This window comes from Pseudocolwellia antarctica (assembly GCF_049933045.1).
Lineage (GTDB): Bacteria > Pseudomonadota > Gammaproteobacteria > Enterobacterales > Alteromonadaceae > Pseudocolwellia.
Genome location: NZ_CP187926.1, coordinates 160,755 through 181,004 on the forward strand (window position 1 = coordinate 160,755; position 20,250 = coordinate 181,004).

At 33.1% G+C, this 20,250-nt stretch carries 19 protein-coding genes; 9 read left to right on the forward strand and 10 right to left on the reverse strand.

Annotation, left to right across the window (positions count from 1 at the left end):
- Positions 1–8: 8 nt before the first annotated feature.
- From ACPUVN_RS00715 to wecA, 9 genes are all read left to right on the forward strand, one after another.
- On the forward strand, positions 9–2,156 hold the full coding sequence (locus ACPUVN_RS00715) for a chemotaxis protein CheW (protein ID WP_426369744.1): 2,148 nt from the start codon (positions 9–11) through the stop codon (positions 2,154–2,156).
- A gap of 11 nt (positions 2,157–2,167) precedes the next feature.
- On the forward strand, positions 2,168–3,253 hold the full coding sequence (locus ACPUVN_RS00720; RefSeq protein WP_426358487.1) for a protein-glutamate methylesterase/protein-glutamine glutaminase: 1,086 nt from the start codon (positions 2,168–2,170) through the stop codon (positions 3,251–3,253).
- Between the two features lie 85 nt (positions 3,254–3,338).
- Entirely contained in the window at positions 3,339–4,112 is a 774-nt protein-coding gene (locus ACPUVN_RS00725) for a ParA family protein (RefSeq protein ID WP_426369745.1), read from the forward strand.
- A gap of 7 nt (positions 4,113–4,119) precedes the next feature.
- Positions 4,120–4,917 (forward strand): chemotaxis protein CheW, encoded by a 798-nt coding sequence (locus tag ACPUVN_RS00730; protein ID WP_426369746.1) that lies wholly within the window; start codon positions 4,120–4,122, stop codon positions 4,915–4,917.
- 54 nt (positions 4,918–4,971) lie between these two features.
- A complete protein-coding gene (locus tag ACPUVN_RS00735) occupies positions 4,972–5,466 on the forward strand; it encodes a chemotaxis protein CheW (protein WP_426358483.1) in 495 nt (164 codons plus the stop codon).
- An 83-nt stretch (positions 5,467–5,549) separates the two neighbouring features.
- A complete protein-coding gene (locus tag ACPUVN_RS00740; protein WP_426358482.1) occupies positions 5,550–5,939 on the forward strand; it encodes a DUF2802 domain-containing protein in 390 nt (129 codons plus the stop codon).
- A 152-nt stretch (positions 5,940–6,091) separates the two neighbouring features.
- The gene (locus tag ACPUVN_RS00745) at positions 6,092–6,853 is read left to right on the forward strand and encodes an MlaA family lipoprotein (protein ID WP_426358481.1); all 762 of its coding nucleotides are present in this window, start codon (positions 6,092–6,094) and stop codon (positions 6,851–6,853) included.
- A gap of 172 nt (positions 6,854–7,025) precedes the next feature.
- On the forward strand, positions 7,026–9,683 hold the full coding sequence (locus ACPUVN_RS00750; RefSeq protein WP_426369747.1) for an SLBB domain-containing protein: 2,658 nt from the start codon (positions 7,026–7,028) through the stop codon (positions 9,681–9,683).
- A 195-nt stretch (positions 9,684–9,878) separates the two neighbouring features.
- The gene (gene wecA, locus ACPUVN_RS00755; protein ID WP_426369748.1) at positions 9,879–10,937 is read left to right on the forward strand and encodes a UDP-N-acetylglucosamine--undecaprenyl-phosphate N-acetylglucosaminephosphotransferase; all 1,059 of its coding nucleotides are present in this window, start codon (positions 9,879–9,881) and stop codon (positions 10,935–10,937) included.
- Between the two features lie 159 nt (positions 10,938–11,096).
- Here wecA and rfbD read toward each other — a convergent pair whose 3' ends face one another.
- From rfbD to ACPUVN_RS00805, 10 genes are all read right to left on the reverse strand, one after another.
- Entirely contained in the window at positions 11,097–11,957 is an 861-nt protein-coding gene (gene rfbD / locus ACPUVN_RS00760) for a dTDP-4-dehydrorhamnose reductase (protein ID WP_426369749.1), read from the reverse strand.
- Between the two features lie 90 nt (positions 11,958–12,047).
- The gene (rfbB, locus tag ACPUVN_RS00765; RefSeq protein WP_426369750.1) at positions 12,048–13,109 is read right to left on the reverse strand and encodes a dTDP-glucose 4,6-dehydratase; all 1,062 of its coding nucleotides are present in this window, start codon (positions 13,107–13,109) and stop codon (positions 12,048–12,050) included.
- A 44-nt stretch (positions 13,110–13,153) separates the two neighbouring features.
- Complete coding sequence (rfbC, locus tag ACPUVN_RS00770) at positions 13,154–13,702, reverse strand: dTDP-4-dehydrorhamnose 3,5-epimerase (protein WP_426369751.1); 549 nt, start codon at positions 13,700–13,702, stop codon at positions 13,154–13,156.
- Positions 13,702–14,580 (reverse strand): glucose-1-phosphate thymidylyltransferase RfbA, encoded by an 879-nt coding sequence (gene rfbA, locus ACPUVN_RS00775; protein ID WP_426369752.1) that lies wholly within the window; start codon positions 14,578–14,580, stop codon positions 13,702–13,704. Before rfbA ends, rfbC begins: the two co-directional genes overlap by 1 nt.
- A 123-nt stretch (positions 14,581–14,703) precedes the next feature.
- Positions 14,704–15,447, reverse strand: a complete 744-nt coding sequence (locus ACPUVN_RS00780) for a glycosyltransferase family 2 protein (protein ID WP_426369753.1) — start codon at positions 15,445–15,447, stop codon at positions 14,704–14,706.
- Positions 15,448–15,693: 246 nt separating this feature from the next.
- Positions 15,694–16,767 (reverse strand): glycosyltransferase family 4 protein, encoded by a 1,074-nt coding sequence (locus ACPUVN_RS00785; RefSeq protein WP_426369754.1) that lies wholly within the window; start codon positions 16,765–16,767, stop codon positions 15,694–15,696.
- Between the two features lie 5 nt (positions 16,768–16,772).
- Positions 16,773–17,657 (reverse strand): beta-1,6-N-acetylglucosaminyltransferase, encoded by an 885-nt coding sequence (locus ACPUVN_RS00790; protein ID WP_426369755.1) that lies wholly within the window; start codon positions 17,655–17,657, stop codon positions 16,773–16,775.
- A 72-nt stretch (positions 17,658–17,729) separates the two neighbouring features.
- A complete protein-coding gene (locus tag ACPUVN_RS00795) occupies positions 17,730–18,530 on the reverse strand; it encodes a hypothetical protein (protein WP_426369756.1) in 801 nt (266 codons plus the stop codon).
- 172 nt (positions 18,531–18,702) lie between these two features.
- Positions 18,703–19,014 carry an oligosaccharide flippase family protein gene (locus ACPUVN_RS00800; protein ID WP_426369757.1) on the reverse strand — a complete coding sequence of 104 codons (312 nt, stop codon included), beginning with the start codon at positions 19,012–19,014 and terminating at the stop codon, positions 18,703–18,705.
- Positions 19,011–20,249 (reverse strand): hypothetical protein, encoded by a 1,239-nt coding sequence (locus tag ACPUVN_RS00805; RefSeq protein ID WP_426369758.1) that lies wholly within the window; start codon positions 20,247–20,249, stop codon positions 19,011–19,013. Before ACPUVN_RS00805 ends, ACPUVN_RS00800 begins: the two co-directional genes overlap by 4 nt.
- Between the last annotated feature and the right edge of the window lies 1 nt (position 20,250).

Consider the following 20,250-nt stretch of genomic DNA (forward strand, 5'->3'; position numbering starts at 1 on the left):
GTTATTTAATGTCGTTTGAACAAGATGAAGAAATCTTACAAGATTTTTTAATTGAAGCAGGTGAAATTCTCGAAGCTTTATCTGAGCAATTAGTTGAGCTTGAAAATAATCCTGATGATGCCGATTTATTAAATGCCATATTCCGTGGCTTTCATACGGTAAAAGGTGGTGCTGGATTTTTAGCATTATCCGGACTTGTAGATGTTTGTCACGGCGCAGAAAACATATTCGATCTCCTAAGAACTAACCAACGTTCTATCACGTCTGATTTAATGGACGTTATCCTGCAAGCAACCGACTCTATTAATGAAATGTTTGCTTTGGTACAAGCTGGCGAAGCACTTATTCCTGCAGACGCTGACTTACTCTCTGAATTAGCACGTTTAAGCGTACCAGAATCTCAAGATGCACCTGCTCAACCTGAAGTTGTTGTACAAGCACAAGTTCAAGAAGAGCTAGCTGCAGACTCATCAGAAGAAATGACTGAAGATGAATTTGAAAGACTATTAGATGAATTACATGGCGGAGGAGCGGTTAAGTCTATTGCTCCCGTTAGTGCTCCAGCACCATCAGTACAATCAAACGACAGTAATGAAATTACAGATGATGAATTTGAATCGTTATTAGATGATTTACATGGACAAGGTTCTTTTTCGTCACCAAGCAAAGCTAAATCTGCAGCTGCTAAGCCAGTACAGAGTAGCCCAAGTAACTCAGATGAAATAAATGACGATGAATTCGAAAGCTTATTAGATGAGCTTCATGGCCAAGGTAAAGCGCCTCAAAATTCTATCGTTAAAGCTGCTCCTAAAGTTGAGCCAAAAGCGGCTGCAGCACCTAAACCAATTCCTAAGCCAGCACCCGTTCCTAAGCCAGCTGCGCAACCTGTAGCTAAAGCTGTTCCAAAGCCTGCAGCTCCAGTAAAAGAAAAGAAAGCAACTCCAACTCCTGTATCGCAAGCTGAAACTACAGTAAGAGTTGATACTAAACGCTTAGATCAAATTATGAACATGGTAGGTGAACTCGTACTTGTACGAAATCGTTTAACAAGTTTAGGTGTTACTAAAGATGATGAAGATCTTACCAAAGCAGTTTCTAATCTTGATGCAGTAACTACTGATCTGCAAGGCGCGGTTATGAAAACGCGTATGCAACCTATTAAAAAGGTATTTGGTCGATTCCCTCGAGTTGTACGTGATTTAGCACGTAGCCTTAATAAAGAAATAAAGCTGATTCTAGAAGGTGAAGAAACCGATTTAGATAAAAATCTAGTTGAAGCGTTAGCCGATCCGTTAGTGCATTTAGTAAGAAACTCGGTAGACCATGGTATTGAAGACCCTGATTCTCGTGAAAGTAACGGCAAAGAGCGTGAAGGTACAATTATACTTTCAGCTTCACAAGAAGGTGATCACATTCTACTAACCATTCGTGATGATGGTGCGGGTATGAATGCTGAAAAACTGAAAGAAATCGCAATAGAACGTGGTGTATTAGACGCTGATGCTGCTTCTCGCATGACAGATAATGAAGCATTTAATCTTATTTTTGCTCCAGGATTTTCAACTAAAACAGAAATCTCTGAAGTATCGGGTCGTGGAGTAGGGATGGATGTTGTTAAAACTAAAATCACTCAGCTTAACGGTACCGTAAACATAGATTCTGAATTAGGCATAGGTACAGTACTTGAGATTAAAGTACCACTTACTTTAGCTATTTTACCTACGTTAATGGTTATTATTGGCAAACAAACTTTTGCTTTACCATTAGCAGCCGTAAATGAAATATTCCATCTAGACTTAACAAAAACTAACGTTGTTGATGGGCAATTAACGATTATTGTTAGAGAAAAAGCTATTCCATTATTCTATTTAGATCAATGGTTAGTCAGAAACCCAGTTAATGAAACAAAAGATGCAGGGCATGTTGTTATTGTTCAAGTAGGCGCTCAACAAGTAGGTTTTGTTGTTGATAACCTAATAGGTCAAGAAGAAGTTGTTATTAAACCGCTTGATCGACTTTTACATGGTACTCCAGGCATGGCAGGCGCAACAATTACAAGTGATGGTGGCATTGCATTAATTATTGATGTTCCTAATTTACTGAAGTACTACGCAAAAAAATCTAGCATTAATCATAATAAATTGCGTACAAGATAAAGAGAGAATTAATGCCATATAAGGTGTTGGTAGTTGATGATTCAAGTTTTTTTAGACGTCGTGTAACCGATATTTTAAATGCTGATCCTGAGCTAAATGTTATTGATGTAGCTGTAAATGGTATTGAAGCGGTAGAAAAAGCTAAATTACTTAAGCCTGATGTTATTACCATGGACATAGAAATGCCTCAATTAAATGGCATTGACGCGGTAAAACAGATAATGAAATATGCGCCAACATCTATCATTATGTTTTCTTCTCTAACTCATGCTGGTGCACAAAAAACGTTAGAAGCCTTAGATGCTGGAGCATTAGACTTCTTACCTAAAAAGTTTACCGAAATAGCATCAGACGCATCTGATGCAGGTAGTTTACTTCGTCAAAGAGTTATAACGTTAGCGCGTAAAAAACCTCGATTAAGAAGTCGGGTTATTGAACGTGAACGTCCAGTTAAGCCTACTCTGATCAAAAGAGAAGTAACGCCAAGTTTTCAACCACAAAGAACCATCATAAGAAGATCAAATAAAGATTACAAAATTCTAACCATAGGTACCTCTACTGGCGGACCTGTGGCATTACAAAAAGTATTAACTAAACTGCCTAAAACTTTTCCATTACCCATTCTTATTGTGCAACATATGCCTGCATCATTTACAAAAGCATTCGCTAATAGATTAAATAATCTTTGTGAAATATCAGTAAAAGAAGCTGAAAATGGTGATGAAATAAAACCAGGTTGTGCTTATGTAGCGCCTGGTGGTAAACAAATGATTTTAGGAAGTAATAATAAGTTAAAGATTATTGAAGACAACACAGATCGAATTTCATTTAAGCCAAGTGTTGATATTACTTTTGGATCAGCCGCTAAGATTTTTAATAATAATGTTCTCGCTATTATATTAACGGGAATGGGCTCTGATGGCAGGGAAGGTTGTCGTTTATTAAAAGATAAAGGGGCAACTATTTGGGCACAAGATGAAGACTCAAGTGTTGTGTATGGTATGCCGCAATCTGTAGTTAATGCAGGTTTATCACATCAATCTTTACCTTTAGATGACATAGCGTCTTCAATTTTAAAAGAACTGAACTTAAATTAAATCATAAAAAACGTAAAAATACGCTAGCATTAAATAGCAGTGTTTTTACATCAATAACTAATTTTACAGTTTATAAGGTATTTCATTGGTAGTTTGGACGATTGCAAATCAAAAAGGCGGTGTTGGTAAAACAACCACCACGATAACCCTTGGAGGCATATTAGCTGACCAAGGTTTTCGTGTATTGCTTGTTGATACCGATCCTCATGCATCATTAAGCTATTACTTTGGTATTGAATCTGAAGAACTTGATTTAAGCATCTATAATTTATTTATGGAAACCTCTACCAAAGAACAAATACTTCAAAGCCTATGCCCAACTAAATACAGTCATATTGATATTCTTCCTGCGACTATGGGCTTGGCAACATTAGACCGAGCTTTAGGTAATAAGGGTGGAATGGGCTTAGTGCTTAAAAAAGCACTGAAGCTATTAGCAGACGAATACGATTATGTATTAATAGATTGTCCACCTGTTTTAGGTGTACTTATGGTTAACGCATTAGCGGCATCTGATCGAATTATTGTACCCGTACAAACAGAGTTTTTAGCATTGAAAGGTTTAGAACGTATGGTTAACACCTTAGATATAATGCAAGGTGAGCAAGCTGAACCGTTTAAATATACGATAGTGCCAACCATGTTTGACAAGCGTACTAAAGCGTCTTTAATTACTTATCGAAAGCTACAAGATGTATATTTTGGCAATGTTTGGTCAGGTGTTATTCCAATAGATACTAACTTTAGAAATGCTAGCCAAGCACAAAAGCTTCCTTCAGATTTTTTACGTAGCTCTAGAGGTGTAGTGGCTTATAAAAAGCTTCTACATTCTTTAATAAATGCACAACAAACGAGTTGATAAGTTAATGGATAAACCGCTTGCTGCTAGCAAAACCTTGATGAAAAGTTACTTATCAGAGCTTCTAACTGAAGAGACTTTCGAACAAATAGAAGAACAAAAAGCAGAAGAAACTGAAAAGCTAAATAAACTTCTACAATCGGTTAGCGTTACTGAAGAAAATACGAATGTTGAACCAGAAACTATAGTTTCAACTAAATCAGCCGATATCAAATTACCAGAAGTTATAACTGAAACCCAATTAAAAGCTAAAGCGCCAATACAAACAGCAACAGTAGAGCCTACAGTTCCTAAAATAGAATCGGCAACTAAGCTTAAAACCGAAAAAGTAACCAAAAGTAATACAGCTGAATACCGTAAAGGTAGCTTTCAAGCCATGTTTTTTGATGTTGCAGGACTTACCATTGCAGTACCTTTGGTTGAGCTAGGTGGTATTCATAACTTTACCAAAGCTACGCCTTTAATGGGAAAACCAGATTGGTTTGATGGCGTTATGTTACACCGAGATGAAAAAATTAATGTTGTCGATACAGCACTTTGGGTAATGCCAGAGAAATATAATGATGAATTGAAAGAATCTCTAAATTATCAATTTGTTATCATGTTAAGTAATAGCAATTGGGGTTTGCAAGCTGAAACACTAGTAGACACGGTTACTTTGCAACCTGAAGATGTAAAATGGATTGAAGCAACCTCGAAACGTCCGTGGTTAGCGGGTTTAGTTAAAGATAGAATGTGTGCACTTTTAGATGTTGAAGCCTTAATCGAATTATTAAATAACGGCATTAATGTACAGCAAGTATAGAAGTTGTTTTTACCTTTTATAAAGTAGTAAATATTTAGAATTGAGGAATATTAGATGTCTAAAGAATTAACAAATGAAACATCTGCTAAAAACGATAAAGATGAAGTTCTCCAATGGGTTACATTTAAGTTAGACTCGGAAAAATACGGCATCAACGTGATGCAAGTACAAGAGGTTTTACGCTACAGTGAAATTGCACCTGTGCCTGGAGCGCCTTTATATGTTTTAGGTATTATTAACTTACGTGGCAATGTTGTTACCGTGATAGATACGCGATCTCGCTTTGGTTTAGAATCAAGTGAAGTTACGGATAATACGCGTGTTGTGATTATTGAATCAGACAAACAAGTTATCGGTATTTTAGTGGATAGTGCAGCTGAAGTTGTATATTTAAGAGCCTCAGAAATTGATGTAGCTCCTAATGTTGGTAACGACGAAAGTGCTAAATTTATTCAGGGTGTAACGAATAGAGATGGTGAATTACTTATTTTAGTTGACCTTAATAAGTTACTTTCAGACGATGAATGGGATGAAGTTAAGCAATTTTAATTGCTTAATAATAAACCATGTTTAATTCACCCGAATTTCTAATCCTCGCAATTGTAATAACACTACTATTCCTTGTGATCATAGTGCTGTTTAATTCAGTACGTTCATTATCAAAAAAAGTTCGCTTAACAGAAACCAATATGGCTTCTGGCGAACTTTTTGTTAATCAGTTACAAACCTTATTTCTTACCTTAGATAAATCTTTAAAAGAATTAAACAGCCAACATGTGGTTGAAAGTACTGAATTGAATCAAGTAACAAAGCAACTTGAGCACAGAATCAAAAATATTCAAGAAGACATTGCTAAACTACAACAAACCCAATCACAACAACCTGAAGACAAATTGTATAGCCGAGCATTTAAGATGGTTGAGCTAGGTGCCGATGCGGAAGAACTTGTTAGAGAGTGCGATATACCGAGAGCAGAAGCCGAAATGTTGATATCAATTCATCAAAAACAAAGTACGTTGTAATTGTTTTATTGCTCACTTTTACATTATTTAACAATTTCATATCAAAATTATTTATTATTTTTAAATACCTGTTGTGCTAAAATCCCGCGATATATAAATATCGCTTTATAAAGTGTTATAAAACCTTTAATTTCTGGAACAGTGAACGTCTTATGGTTAGTTTATTAAAAACATCCTCATTAATTTTAGTTATGCTCTGTACGCTATTCATTTCAGGTTGTTCCTCAACACCTTCAAACCATAGTGATTCTAAAGATCCACTTGAGTCTATTAATAGACCGTTTTGGACGTTTACTTGGGATTACGCTGATAAGTATGTAGCTAGACCTGCATCTTCAGCGTATGCGGAATATGTACCAACAGGCTTACGTTCTGGTGTTTACAACATGGCGATGAACCTAAATGAACCTTCAGCAATCATCAATAATTTACTACAAGCTAAATTTGTTGATGCGGCTGAAAGTACAGGACGATTCTTGCTCAACTCAACTATCGGTTTATTAGGTTTTTTTGATCCCGCTAGCGACTTTGGTTGGGGCAGAAAACAAGAAGAGTTTGGTGAAGTACTCGGAACTTATGGTGTAGGCGATGGTCCTTATATCGTTATTCCAGGCTTAGGTCCTTCGTCAGTAAGAGAAGAGGTGGGTGATTATGTTGATAAATATTACTGGCCATTAGCTGTATTAGATTTTTGGCCAAACGTTGTTAGAGTTGCAGTGGTAGGACTGGAGCAAAGAGCGGCATTATCTCAACAAGAAAAACTTATTGACGAATCTATCGACTCATATGAGTTTGTTAAGAATGCATACTTCCAAAACATGAACTTCAAAGTTTATGATGGTAATCCACCTATTGAAGTAAATGCAGAAGATGAAGCAGCTCTTGAAGCATTTCTCGATGAAATCGACGAATAACGTTTAACTTCAATACACAAATTCTATCAATTAAATACAGGTATTAAGCAGTAAAGCATTAAATCGATACTTTATGGTGAGCTGCTAAAATGCTAGAATTCAGCATCAAAGGATTGTAACTAAACAAAGTTACAATCCCTAAAAAACATTAATACACTAGGATTGGCTTTTAATGACAAACTTTATTCAAAAATTAACACTTTCGGTGTTTTTTATTTGTACCTCACTTTCAGTATTTTCAGCACAGTTACCTAGTAACATCTCGTCAGCACAAATAGAACAATTTAAAAGTTTAAGTCCAACTCAACAAAAAGCTTTAGCAAGTAGTATGGGCGTTGATCTAAGTTCAATTCAATCTCAAATTAATAAATCTTCATCATCAAATAAAAACGAACCTACTGAACTTGAACAATACACACCTCGCGAAACTAATAATGATAAAGCATCTTTCGACATCAAGGATGAGAAAAAGGTAACAGCATTTGGTTATGATGTATTTGCTAATGCACCTAGCTCTTTTGCTCCAATAAACGATGTAGCCATTCCAGAAAGTTATATCATCGGTACCGGCGATACACTTAATATCAAAGTATTCGGTAAAGAAAATGATGAATACGAAATGCCTGTTTCAAGAGAAGGCAAAGTTATAATTCCAAGGTTAGGTGCTTACAATGTTTCAGGTATGACTTTTTCTGAAGCTAAAGCTTATTTAAGAAACGAAATTCAGAAGAAAGTGATAGGTGTTGAAGTAGTAATTACTCTAAGTGAATTACGCTCTATCCGTGTTTTTGTATTAGGTGAAGCATTCAAACCAGGTAATTATCTTTTAAACTCTTTATCGACAGTCACTCATGCTATTTTTACAGCGGGTGGGATTAGCGATATTGGCTCTTTACGTAATATTCAAGTAAAGCGTGCCGGCAAACTTGTACAAACAGTCGATTTATACGACTTATTAATTAAAGGTGACTCTTCTAAAGACATTATGCTTAAATCAGGCGATGTGGTTTTTGTTGCGTCAGTAGGAAGTAGAGTTACAGTTGAAGGCGAGGTGAAAAGGCCTGCTATCTACGAACTGACTTCAAATGAAACGATTGGAGAAGTCTTATCTATGGCTGGGGGCTTGTTACCTTCAGCTTATGCTTCATCTACAATTATTGAGCGTTACAATGAAAAAAGTTTACGCTCAATTATCAATGTCGATTTATCGTCAAGCTCAGAGAAAAGCAAAAACGTTAAAGCAGGCGATGTAATTCGTATTATGAAAAGCTCTGAAACATTCCAACAATCAATATCAATAATAGGTGCTGTCTCTCGACCTGGTATTTATCAGTGGAAAAGTAATCAAAGAATTTCAGACTTAATACCTAGCGTCCAAGCTGATTTATTAGAGGATGCTGACTTAACTTATAGTTTAGTTATCAGACAGTCTGGCTTAGGTAGAGATATTGAGGTTCATCAATTTAGTTTAAAAAAGGCGCTTGCTAATTACAACTCTGAAGATAACTTGATACTTAAGCCTCTTGATAAGCTCCTTGTTTTTTCAAATCAAGATGTCGTTACTAATAAAGTTAATACATTAAGTAGTTTAGTTATGACAGAAGATGAACTTCTTAACGAAGAGAGATCTAAAGCTAAAGAAAGGTTTAGTGATAAAGAATTTTGGTTAGAGTTTGGTGAACAACAGTTTGACGATGAATATGATCCTTTAAACGAAAAAAGTGAATTAGATGAGCTTAAACCGAGAGAACTTAGCTTTTTCTCTAGACAGCGTCTATTATTACCTGTTATCCGCAACCTAACGCAACAAGCTGCATCTAATAATTCTGTTCAAATAGTGGATGTCGCTGGCGCAGTAAAATATCCAGGTTCTTATCCTTTACCCGTAAATGGTCATATTAAAGATCTAATCGCGGCAGCTGGTGGTTTATCAGAATCAGCGTTTTTAGGTAATGCTGAATTATCACGAAATGATTTAACTCATAATGAAGTAAGAAAAGAATTAATTGCTATTAACTTAAAAGATGCTCTTAGTAGCACTACAGACAATATATTACTAAAAAGTAGAGACAGATTAAACGTTAACAAAATACCTTATTGGCAAGAAGAGCAAGTTGTTAGCCTTAATGGAGAGTTTAGGTTTCCAGGTAAGTATATTGTTCGCAGAGGTGAAACCTTATCACAGCTTATTGATCGAGCTGGTGGGTTAACTGATTATGCAGATCTTAATGCAACCTTGTTTACGAGAGAAAGCTTAAAACGGCTAGAAAGTAAAAATATATTAGATGTTACTGAAGAACTAAGACGTGAAATAGCAACTAAAACATTATCTCAACGTAGTGGTGGCACTATTGATTATGAGCAAGTTAATGATTTATTGAATGATTTAATTAAAGTTAAACCTATAGGTCGCCTAGTTATCAACCTTCCTAGTTTATTGTCTGGAAAAAGTAACAATATAACCATGGAAAATGGTGATAGTATTTTTGTTGCTAGTAAACGAAATACGATAAATGTTGTTGGCCAAGTACAAGTAGCAGGCTCACATTTATATGAAAATAACTTAACACATAATGATTATATTAAGCTCAGCGGTGGTCTTAAAATTCAAGCGGATGAAGACCGTGTTTATGTCATTAAAGCTAATGGAGCAGTGCATATACCTGAGAGCAGTAACTGGTTCGCTTCAAATAATAATGAAATAAAGCCTGGTGATACTGTTGTTGTACCATTAGATACTTACTTTATGGAAGATATAACTTTGTGGCAAACTGTTACTCAAATTATATATCAATCGGCAATTGCCGTTGCAGCAATAACTGGACTATAATATTTAGGTAAAATTATATGAGTAAAGCTATATGGTTATAGCTTTACTCATCTAGCAATGTATTGTTTACATAGATGTTATATTTAATCGTAAACAGCTTTAGAGTGATTTATTTTAATAAATTAACCTTGAAGCTGAGCTTAGGTAACAAAAGTATTTGTTACCTAAAAACTATAAATTTAAATGGTATTTCGAATGATTTTCTTGCTTCCTGCATTGTGTGTTGCTTTTTTAGCTTCTATTTTTACAATAAAAGTATTACTTCCTTTAGCACCACAAATTGGATTGATTGACTACCCTACCGATAGAAAAAATCATAATGGTGCAATTCCTCTTATTGGAGGGATTTCAATATTTACAGGCGTATTAATTGCCTCTACATTATTTATTCAGCAAAGCCAATTATTAAATTTATATTTAATCTCTTCAGCTATCTTAGTGTTTATTGGTACTTTGGATGATATTTATGATTTAAGAGTTGCTCCACGGATGCTAGCACAAGCACTTATAGCCAGTATTATGGTGTTTGGCGGTGGAATATATATTAGCGACTTTGGTAATGTTTTTGCTTTAGGTAATGTAGATATAGGTCCTTTTGGTATTATTTTTACTATGTTAGCTGCAATTGCTGCTATTAATGCTTTTAACATGATTGATGGTATAGATGGGTTAGCAGGTTCTATGAGTATTATTACGGTATTATCTATAGCAATTCTCACACTACTTGCAGGTGGCGAAAGAGACATACTACTACCTTTAATCTTAGTGGTCGCTACCATACCTTATTTGTTTTATAACGTTAAACGACAAAAAACTAAAGGTAAAAAGATTTTCATGGGCGATGCAGGAAGTATGTTCATGGGCTTAACGGTTATATGGTTATTAACCATTGGTTCACAAGACAACGAATTACAAACAGCTGCTTTTAGGCCTGTAACGGCATTATGGATAATAGCTGTGCCACTTATTGATATGCTTGCGATTATGTTACGTAGAATTAAAAAAGGTGTATCACCATTTCAAGCAGATAACGGCCATTTACATCATATTTGTATGCGACTTGGCTTAACGTCGAGACAAGCATTATTAGCTATAAGTTTGCTTGCTATTGTTTTTTCTAGTGTGGGTATATTAGGTGAGCTATTAGAAATACCTGAGTCGATTATGCTTTTATTATTCATTGCATTATTTGTTGTGTATTCATTTGGCTTACAACATGCGTGGAAATTTACTAAAGTCTTAAAAGCTGATTAAATTAAGCTAGGCTAAGATATGATATGTAGAGTAAATTGAATTTATTAAGAAGTAGATAAAAACGAACAAAAAAACAGACAAAAAAATAGCAAATATACTTAATATATTCGCTATTTTTTTTTGCTTACTAATTAAGTAAAACTAAATAGCTACTCTGCTTTATTTATTATATTCATCCATAAAGTTACTTAGCTGTTCTTGCCAATCTGTTGAAGCTAGTATCTTTTGCGAACTTATACAATCTAAAACACTGTACTTAGGCCTTTTAGCTGGAGTAGGGTACGACGAGCTTGGTATACCTTTAATAGGGATTCTCTTGGATAACAAGCCTTGTTTTAATCCTTCCTCTTGAATAGCCAAAGCAAAGTCATACCAGTTAGTACTTCCCGAATCGCACCAATGATAGATCAAATCAGCTTTAGGTTGAGCTATTAAAGCCCAAATAAACTTTGCTAAGCCTTTGGCAGATGTAGGTGAGCCAATCTGATCATCAACTATGCCTAATTCTTCTTTTTCTTCCATTAACTTAAGCATGGTTTTAACAAAGTTATTACCAAAAGTAGAATATAGCCAAGAAGTTCGGATAATACTTGAATTTTCTGGGTACTTATCAGTAATAGTTAATTCACCTGCACGTTTAGAAGCTCCATATACGCTTGTAGGTGATGTAATATCATCAATCTTATACGGTGTTGTGTTTTCACCGTTAAAGACGAAATCTGTTGATACATGCACTAATTTGGCAGAATACTTCTTGGCTACTGCAACTAAGTTTTCTACCGCAATATGATTGATGGCATAAGCAGCTTCAATATCTGATTCTGCTTTATCTACGGCAGTATAAGCAGATGAATTAATAATCACAGCAGGCTGGTAATCACTAACCATTTTATCGAGTGCTATTAGATCACTAATATCTACATCATTACGTCCTAAAGTTAATACTTCATAGTGTTGTGGCTTTTCAACAAGCAATTCATTTGCAAGCTGTCCACTTTTTCCGATAATAAGAATTTTCACTGAATTACCATTTAATTGTTTAACAAAAGTTAAAATAAAGCCGTAGTGTTAACTACGGCTTTGGGAGCTTAAATATAAGCTAACAAAAAATTAGTTACCTAACCGCTCACGCTGGTACGAACCGTCTTGAACATGTTGACACCATTCTGTCGAAGTTAAATACCATTCAATCGTTTTTTTAATACCAGACTCAAAGGTCTCTTCAGGATGCCAGCCTAGCTCTTTGTTGATTTTAGATGCATCAATAGCGTAACGTACATCATGTCCAGGTCTATCTTTTACAAAAGTAACGAGATCATTAAAGTCTGAAATTCCAACAGGTTTATCTGCAATAAGTTCATTTAAATGGTTACAAATAGTTGTTACTACTTCAATATTCTGCTTTTCATTAAAGCCACCAATATTATAGGTTTCACCAATAGTACCTTCAGAAACTACTTTATAAAGAGCGCGCGCATGATCTTCAACATACAACCAATCTCTTACTTGTTTACCATCACCATAAACAGGTAAAGACTTGCCTTCAAGAGCGTTTAAAATAATAAGAGGTATTAACTTTTCAGGAAAATGGTAAGGACCATAGTTATTCGAACAATTAGTTACAACAACAGGCAACCCATAGGTTCTATACCAAGCGCGTACTAAATGATCTGATGCGGCTTTAGATGCAGAATAAGGTGAACTTGGTTCATAAGGGGTTTCTTCTGTAAATAATCCTGTTTCACCTAAATCGCCATATACTTCATCGGTAGAAATATGATGAAATCTGAATATTGATTGTTTATCTGTATCTAACGATAAAAAGTAGTTTCTTGCCGCTTCTAATAGTTCGTAAGTACCTGTGATATTTGTGTGAATAAATTCACCAGGACCATCAATAGAACGATCAACATGGCTTTCAGCAGCAAGATGCATAATATAATCAGGTTGATGTTTTTTAAATACATCATCTAATATTTTACGATCACAAATATCACCTTGAACAAAAGTGTAACGATCACTTGAATCTACTGAGGCTAACGATTCTAAATTTCCAGCATAGGTTAACTTGTCAAAATTAATAACATTATGTTCGGTTTCGTTTATTAAATAGCGTACTAAGGCAGAACCGATAAAACCAGCCCCACCTGTTACAAAAATTGTTTTTTTCATAGTTATATTTAACTCTATATAAATTCTTAAAAGGGGAGAGGTGATTAATCAAACGTAGGTGCATCATCAAATAACAGCCCGTTCTCATCTTTGGCAGACAGCGAAGGTATACTATTTGCTAAAATAGGCCAATTAATATTTAGCTTAGGATCATCCCACTTAATTGAAACTTCATGTTGAGGCGAATAATAATCAGTACATTTATAAACAAACTCAGCAGAATCAGTTGTTACATAGAAGCCATGAGCAAAGCCTGCAGGTACCCATAATTGACGTTTATTTTCAGCAGAAAGCAACACACCAAACCATTGGCCAAAACTTGGACTACTTTTACGCATATCAATTGCTACATCATAAACCTCACCCGATGTTACTCGTACTAACTTGCCTTGAGTTTGTTCAAGTTGGTAATGCATACCACGCAAGATACCCTGTGAGGACTTACTATGATTGTCTTGTATAAAAACAACATCAGCAACATTTTCTCTAAACCAATCGTCGCGAAAGGTTTCAAGAAAAAATCCACGTTCGTCACCAAATACTTTAGGTTCTATAATCTTTACATCTAGGATACTCGTATCAACAACTTTCATTAAAATACTCGCTCATTAATCAGCTTTAATAAATATTCGCCATAGCCACTCTTACGAAGTGGTTCAGCAATAGTGATTAACTTTTCTTTACTCAACCAACCGTTTCTATAGGCAACTTCTTCAGGGCAGTTAACTTTTAGGCCTTGGCGTTTTTCTATAGTAGAAATAAAGTTAGCAGCAGCGAGTAAATCATCATGAGTACCTGTATCTAACCAAGCGGTACCGCGGCCCATAATTTCAACTTTCAATTCACCAGCCTTTAAATACTGCTCAATAACATCAGTAATCTCTAACTCACCACGAGCGGAAGGTTTAACATTTTTAGCAAATTCAACAACGCGTTTATCAAAAAAATACAGACCAGGAACTGCGTAATTTGATTTAGGCTCTAAAGGCTTTTCTTCAACAGAAATAGCCGTGCCACTTTCATCAAACTCTACTACTCCATACGAACGAGGATTAGATACATGATAACCAAAAACAGTGCCACCGACTTCTTGAGCATTTGCATTTTGTAGTGATTTAGTTAAATCATGACCGTAGAACATGTTATCACCAAGTACAAGTGCAGCAGCAGAACCGTCAAGAAACTCTTCAGCTAATATAAATGCTTGTGCTAAGCCATCCGGACTAGGCTGGATTTTATAAGAGATAGAAACTCCGAAGTTACTACCATCACCTAATAAATCTTCAAAACGATGAGTTTCTTCAGGCGTAGATATAATTAATATATCTTGAATGCCTGCTTGCATTAATGTCGCAAGAGGGTAGTAAACCATAGGTTTATCATAAACAGGCATAAGCTGTTTGCTTACAACTTTGGTAAGAGGGTAAAGGCGAGTGCCACTTCCTCCTGCTAAAATAATTCCTTTATGCATCTTAGTACCTTATATGGTTCTACTTTAAATGTAATCAAACGCTAATGATTTATTATTTCATGAATCAGTCTATTAATAAATTAATCTTAAAGAAGACAGCGTTTGAATTTTATTCAAAGTTTCTTACTTAAAAATAAATTGAGGAATTTTAGATATATTTTTAATAATGAACGCTTTAAAAACAGGAACTTTATTTGATTTTAACGCTTTTATATCTTCTAACGATTTTTGATAAATATTCTTCAGACTTCTATTACTCGCACCACCGACTCTCATTTTAATTAACACTTCTGGTAAATAAGATACTTGAACTTTATTTACCCACAAATACCGTAATAATGAGTCGTAATCGGCCGCAATTTTGTAATCAAGATTAAAACTTCCATATTTCTTGTATAAAGAAGTTCGCATATAAAATGTTGGATGTGGAGGCATCCAACCATTATTGATTTTAGATATATTAAATACTCCGCTTTTCCATAGCCTAACCACTTTATTTGTATCTGATTTTTGAACATATTCGAGATCAGCATATATTGCATCTGAATCATTTTCAAACGCAGATACCAAATTGGAAATAGAGTTTTCTGATGCAAATAAATCATCAGAATGTAAAAAACCCACAATATCACCTGTAGCTACAGCTAACCCTTTGTTGAGTGCATCGTAGATACCTTTATCTTTTTCAATAATAAAAGTACTCACTTTAGTACAATTTTTCTGAATTAATTCAATCGTGTCATCAGATGAGTTACCATCAACAATAATATATTCGATGCTCTCATATGATTGAGACTCTATAGACTTTATCGTGTCTAATATAGTAGAGGCACTATTATATGTTGCTGTAATTATACTAACTTTCATTAAAATACCAGTTTGTATGAGGGATTACTTCATCACTTATTAATAATTCATAAAGTTCAAATTTTTAGTAGTGTTTATGTTATAAAGTTATCGGACAGTGAACTAAATCTATATTAAAAACTTAGACATAAATTTAAGTCTTTCTAGATCAATATGTAAATTATAACATTAAGGGCTAGTCTAACGAAATGGATAAGCCCTCATAAGAATTATTAAATAATAAATTTTTATAATAAACAGTTGTATTTATATCTTTTCAAATCGATCTAATATGATACGTTTTAATTTCTTCTGTGAATATTGTTCCCAAAAAATGTTGAATGAAGTTTTACGTAGCTTATGATATTCATCATAGGTTAAGTTTTGTAACCATTTTATTTTTTCTTTTAATGCATCATCAGAGAGTTCTTTTACTAAGCCAGGGTAGTTAATTCCTAAATAATCACTAATAAACCCGACGTTAAAACAAATTACAGGGGTTCCTTGAGCTAAACTCTCAAGAATTACTAGAGGCATTCCTTCATTCAAAGATGGTAAAACTAATGCATAAGCTGAATTTAATTTTTTTTCTTTATTTTGATTTTCGATTACACCTCCAAAATCACAAATAGTCTTACGATCTATATTTAATAATTCATCCATATATTCATCACTTGATTTAGCGCCATTGAACTTAACTTTTATAAAGTTAGAGTTATTAACAATCCTGACAAGTGAATGTATTCTTTTTGATGGGATATAATTACAGAGGCAATATAGATAAGGAGCATCATCATTAACTTGTCTATAAACATCAATACTCTCTTTAGGTGTTAAGATTTTAACACTATTATGGATGACAATGATTTTATCTTTATGAATCAACCCACTCTGAATCAACTCTGTTGATGATATTTCTGAAAGTACTATAATTGCTGTAATATGCTTAAATGCTTTTTTAAGAAGTTCTTTATGTTTTTTTTCTTTTATAAACTCTAAATAATCGCCTCTATGTAAATGTGTTATCACTTTCGTTTTGGGTGATATAAATCTGATGAGGTAAATTGAAAATATTGTTTTCCGTAAACCCAAGTATGACATTGGTAAGTTTAAATAATAGATATTTGGCTTTTTGAAGCTAAAGTATATTAGTTTTAATATAGATATAAATAATGAAAATAGCTTTAGAGGAGTGCTCTTAAAGCTAGCATTATCTTTAACTTTATATAAATCAAACTCTTCAGATAATGTAGATAATATTAGTTCATTACTTAAACTAATCCCATGGTAAACGTCAGGGGGGAGTTCCCCCCAAAAAAGCAGTTTTTTATTACGACTCATATCTCTTACTCAATATCAAATGTGTTTACAATAAAATCTAATGGGATTTGACTGTCTACTTTTCTTATGAAAAAAGAATCTAAAGGAAATTCTTTTTGAAGTTCTTTTTTATGAAGTATTTTTGGATATTCTGGTCCACTTTTCCAATCGATATACCTTAGTGACATCCTATTATCATCATAATCATCATCAAATATTTTATATATTGAGTTTTTGAATTCACTATTCATTAATATAGTTTGAAATATAATTTCATCACAGCAAAACGAATTCTGAAAAAACTTCATAATATCTGAATTTTTTTCTATAGTTGTGAAGATGTAATCTATAGATAATTTAGATAATGTAAACCAATTAGAGCCTTTATAAAATCTTGTAAATGGCGCAGGTGTTTTATTCTGAAAAAAACCAAATTTATAACAAGTCGAGTATGCTTTTTTTGAGATTCTTAACCATAAAGGTAAGTATCTATCAAAATAAATACTTGGGTATCTCATTTTAAATCGTTGCTGAAAACTCTGTTCTGATGAAGAGTCAATACCTATAAATTCTTTCCCATTATTATTTAATAAGAATGATTTGAAATCTGAAAAGCTTCTATAAAAAAGATCATCACCAGAAATAAATGAAACATAATCATAATCTAGGTGAATAATTTCTTTAAATAAATTTAAAGAAACATTTATTTGAGCTTGTCCTCCCCAGTGAACATCAATTCTTTTTTTTATAAATATGATATTAGGGCCTTCTAAGTGAATAAATTGATTAATATCGCTTTTTTTATCTACATGAATAAAAATTTTAACATCTTTAATTTTACTTAGTTTCAGTATATTGTATGTTAATGGTGTGGTTAATTTATGGCATTGCACTAGAAAAAAAACTTTCATATAAGCCTTATTGAAAATCCTTAAAAAATATCATTACATTCTTTATCTATTATTGAATTATTATAATTCAAACTAGCTCTTTTTTGTTATTGAAGTTAGCTTATTAAAACCTTGTTTAAGCATATTAATATTAAAAATATTTATATGCAGTTTGAATATCATCCCTTTTTTGAAAATATAGTTTCCAATCGTTAAACTTATCAGCTCTAATGTAACAACTGAATATGCGGCGCCCATAATTCCAAAGTGTGTAATAAAAAAATAACTTGAAATAATTGATACTAAACTGCAAATAAATACTTTTTTATAAAGATATTTTCCTCCTCCGTCATAAAAACCTATTATCCTGTTACTGATGACATTCAATACACTTAATAGAGAAGATATAGCAAGTAAAGGAAGTAAATCTGCCGCTAATGAATATTCCTCATTAAATAGAACATCAATAATAAAAGGTGAAAAAAAACTAATTATTAATATGAATGGCAGCGAAGTAATACAAACTAATAATAATATTATAGAATAGTTGGATAGGCGTTCTTCCTCTTTTTTAGCTTGTAACGCTTTAGTTAAAAATGTAAGCCCAAGTGAATGGGGAACAAAAGTCCAAGCAAAGCCTAGAGTTATAGCCACGTTAAATATAGCAAGCTCTCTATAATCTGTTAAGTTTCCAAGCATAACTTCACTTATCTTTGTGTAAAAAATAGTAAATATACCTACAATTAAGAATGGAGTACCTGTATTTATAAAGCTTTTAGTATGATTTTTTCTTATTTTTGATTTGACTTTAGGAAGTTTATTTCTTCTTAAAATATATGATGATAAATTGTTTAGTAAATAAGGTATAAAGAACCATTTTGCATCTAATTTCAAATAAACAAAAAACAGTCTGTTTATCATAGAGATCAGTTTTGATATCATGCTCGATGTAGCGTTAATTTTAGACTTCAAAATACCATTATAATGATATTGAATTATATCTAGTCCTACAAAAACATGTGATAAAAGTATCGTTGTTAAAGTAAATATATCATCTGTATATTTTTCAGACGTATACCAAAAAAAAAATAATAGGGCAACATACTATAATGTATATTAAAAACCTTAATTTTTCTGTTGAAAAAATATACCTTATACTCCTCAAAGGTTTTATCACAGCAATTTTATATATTACTTGATTTGCCCCCCATTGTGATATTGTTATAGGTAAGGATGATATAGCTACAGCAAAAGCTATTTTTCCAAATTCACTTGGTCCAAGATAGTTTGAAACTATTATATAAACAAAAAGCCCTCCACCAAGAATAAACACTTTATCTAGCATCATCCAAAATGAATTCTTTAAATAGATCATCATTTTTTTAAAGTACCTGCTTTAATCAACCTTTGGGTAAAGTTATAATTCAAAATTCTGATGAACTTTAAAATAAAAGAAATGAGAATTAAATAGTATAGTAATCGGGTTACACTTCTTAAATTATATTGTAGGCTTAAAAAACAAAATAAAATAAATAACATCAACGTCGCTATAGCCAATATTTTTGATCGAGATGCTAAAAATAGCCCAAAGTAAGACCAGATTAATGCCGATAAGTAATAATAAATAAAAACTAAACTTGGCCCCCCTAATGTTAACATTCCAATTGCAGGAAATGGTGCATATGAATTAAGTTTTTGTGTATCAACCATATTCTCAATATTTAAATATTGAGAAGGTAAAGGGTTAATAGACACCAAGAATGACTGGATATTGAATTCATGCTCATGTAATGTTATCGCAGAAGCGTAAATAGAGAAGCTTGTTAGATAATTAATTGCATACTCTGTGACATCAAAATTTAACCCATAGGTATAAAAGTAGATTATATTTGGTATTACTCCTTGGCTTTGATTATCTCTATACTGTATTGCTATGTTCACTGATAATACAATCATAATTAAAGCTAATATACTTTTGGGTAAACTGACTTTTTGATCCCGTAAAAATGCACCTATATAATAACATACAGGTATTAAAACTAGGTTTCGGCTACTTGTCCCTTGGATAAGAATAAATAAGATTAAGATTAATATGTAACGTTTAGAATTAGATTTTATTAATGGTATTAAAAGGCAAGTTAGAGGTAATATCATTGTATATAGTATTCTAAATGCAGTAATACCATTATCACCAAGAGTATAGCCTTCCCTATAATACAGATTTTCAATACCATAGCCCAAATGCAGAAATAGAATAGTAGCTACATACAAAAATATAACATATTTTCCTTTTACTTTTGAGTTGAAATTTACTTGCTTTTTTATTCTAAATAAAATCAAAATATCAGCATTCTTAAATGTAAGTAACCCTAGTATGAATGAAAAGGAGGCTAACAAATAATATAAATAAATATCCTGATATACAGTTCCTGATAAATCTTCAAAGAAATTAAATGGTACATTTTTTGCGTAGCTGAGAAATTCTGTACCTATGAATGTATATATAGTTACTGAAAGGTATATGAATGGTAGCAAGTAAAATAATGAGTGTTTTAGTTTACTAATTGTAAATAAAAATAATATACATAAAAGTGTAAAGGTGGCTATTTGCATT

Coding starts and splice junctions, on each gene's coding strand:
- ACPUVN_RS00715 (WP_426369744.1), top strand. CDS start 9: ATGTCGTTTGAACAAGATGAAGAAATCTTACAAGATTTTTTAATTGAA.
- ACPUVN_RS00745 (WP_426358481.1), top strand. CDS start 6,092: ATGGTTAGTTTATTAAAAACATCCTCATTAATTTTAGTTATGCTCTGT.
- ACPUVN_RS00780 (WP_426369753.1), bottom strand. CDS start 15,447: ATGAAAGTTAGTATAATTACAGCAACATATAATAGTGCCTCTACTATA.
- wecA (WP_426369748.1), top strand. CDS start 9,879: ATGATTTTCTTGCTTCCTGCATTGTGTGTTGCTTTTTTAGCTTCTATT.
- rfbA (WP_426369752.1), bottom strand. CDS start 14,580: ATGCATAAAGGAATTATTTTAGCAGGAGGAAGTGGCACTCGCCTTTAC.
- rfbC (WP_426369751.1), bottom strand. CDS start 13,702: ATGAAAGTTGTTGATACGAGTATCCTAGATGTAAAGATTATAGAACCT.
- rfbB (WP_426369750.1), bottom strand. CDS start 13,109: ATGAAAAAAACAATTTTTGTAACAGGTGGGGCTGGTTTTATCGGTTCT.
- ACPUVN_RS00805 (WP_426369758.1), bottom strand. CDS start 20,249: ATGCAAATAGCCACCTTTACACTTTTATGTATATTATTTTTATTTACA.
- ACPUVN_RS00800 (WP_426369757.1), bottom strand. CDS start 19,014: ATGATGATCTATTTAAAGAATTCATTTTGGATGATGCTAGATAAAGTG.
- ACPUVN_RS00785 (WP_426369754.1), bottom strand. CDS start 16,767: ATGAGTCGTAATAAAAAACTGCTTTTTTGGGGGGAACTCCCCCCTGAC.
- ACPUVN_RS00790 (WP_426369755.1), bottom strand. CDS start 17,657: ATGAAAGTTTTTTTTCTAGTGCAATGCCATAAATTAACCACACCATTA.
- ACPUVN_RS00735 (WP_426358483.1), top strand. CDS start 4,972: ATGTCTAAAGAATTAACAAATGAAACATCTGCTAAAAACGATAAAGAT.
- ACPUVN_RS00750 (WP_426369747.1), top strand. CDS start 7,026: ATGACAAACTTTATTCAAAAATTAACACTTTCGGTGTTTTTTATTTGT.
- ACPUVN_RS00720 (WP_426358487.1), top strand. CDS start 2,168: ATGCCATATAAGGTGTTGGTAGTTGATGATTCAAGTTTTTTTAGACGT.
- ACPUVN_RS00730 (WP_426369746.1), top strand. CDS start 4,120: ATGGATAAACCGCTTGCTGCTAGCAAAACCTTGATGAAAAGTTACTTA.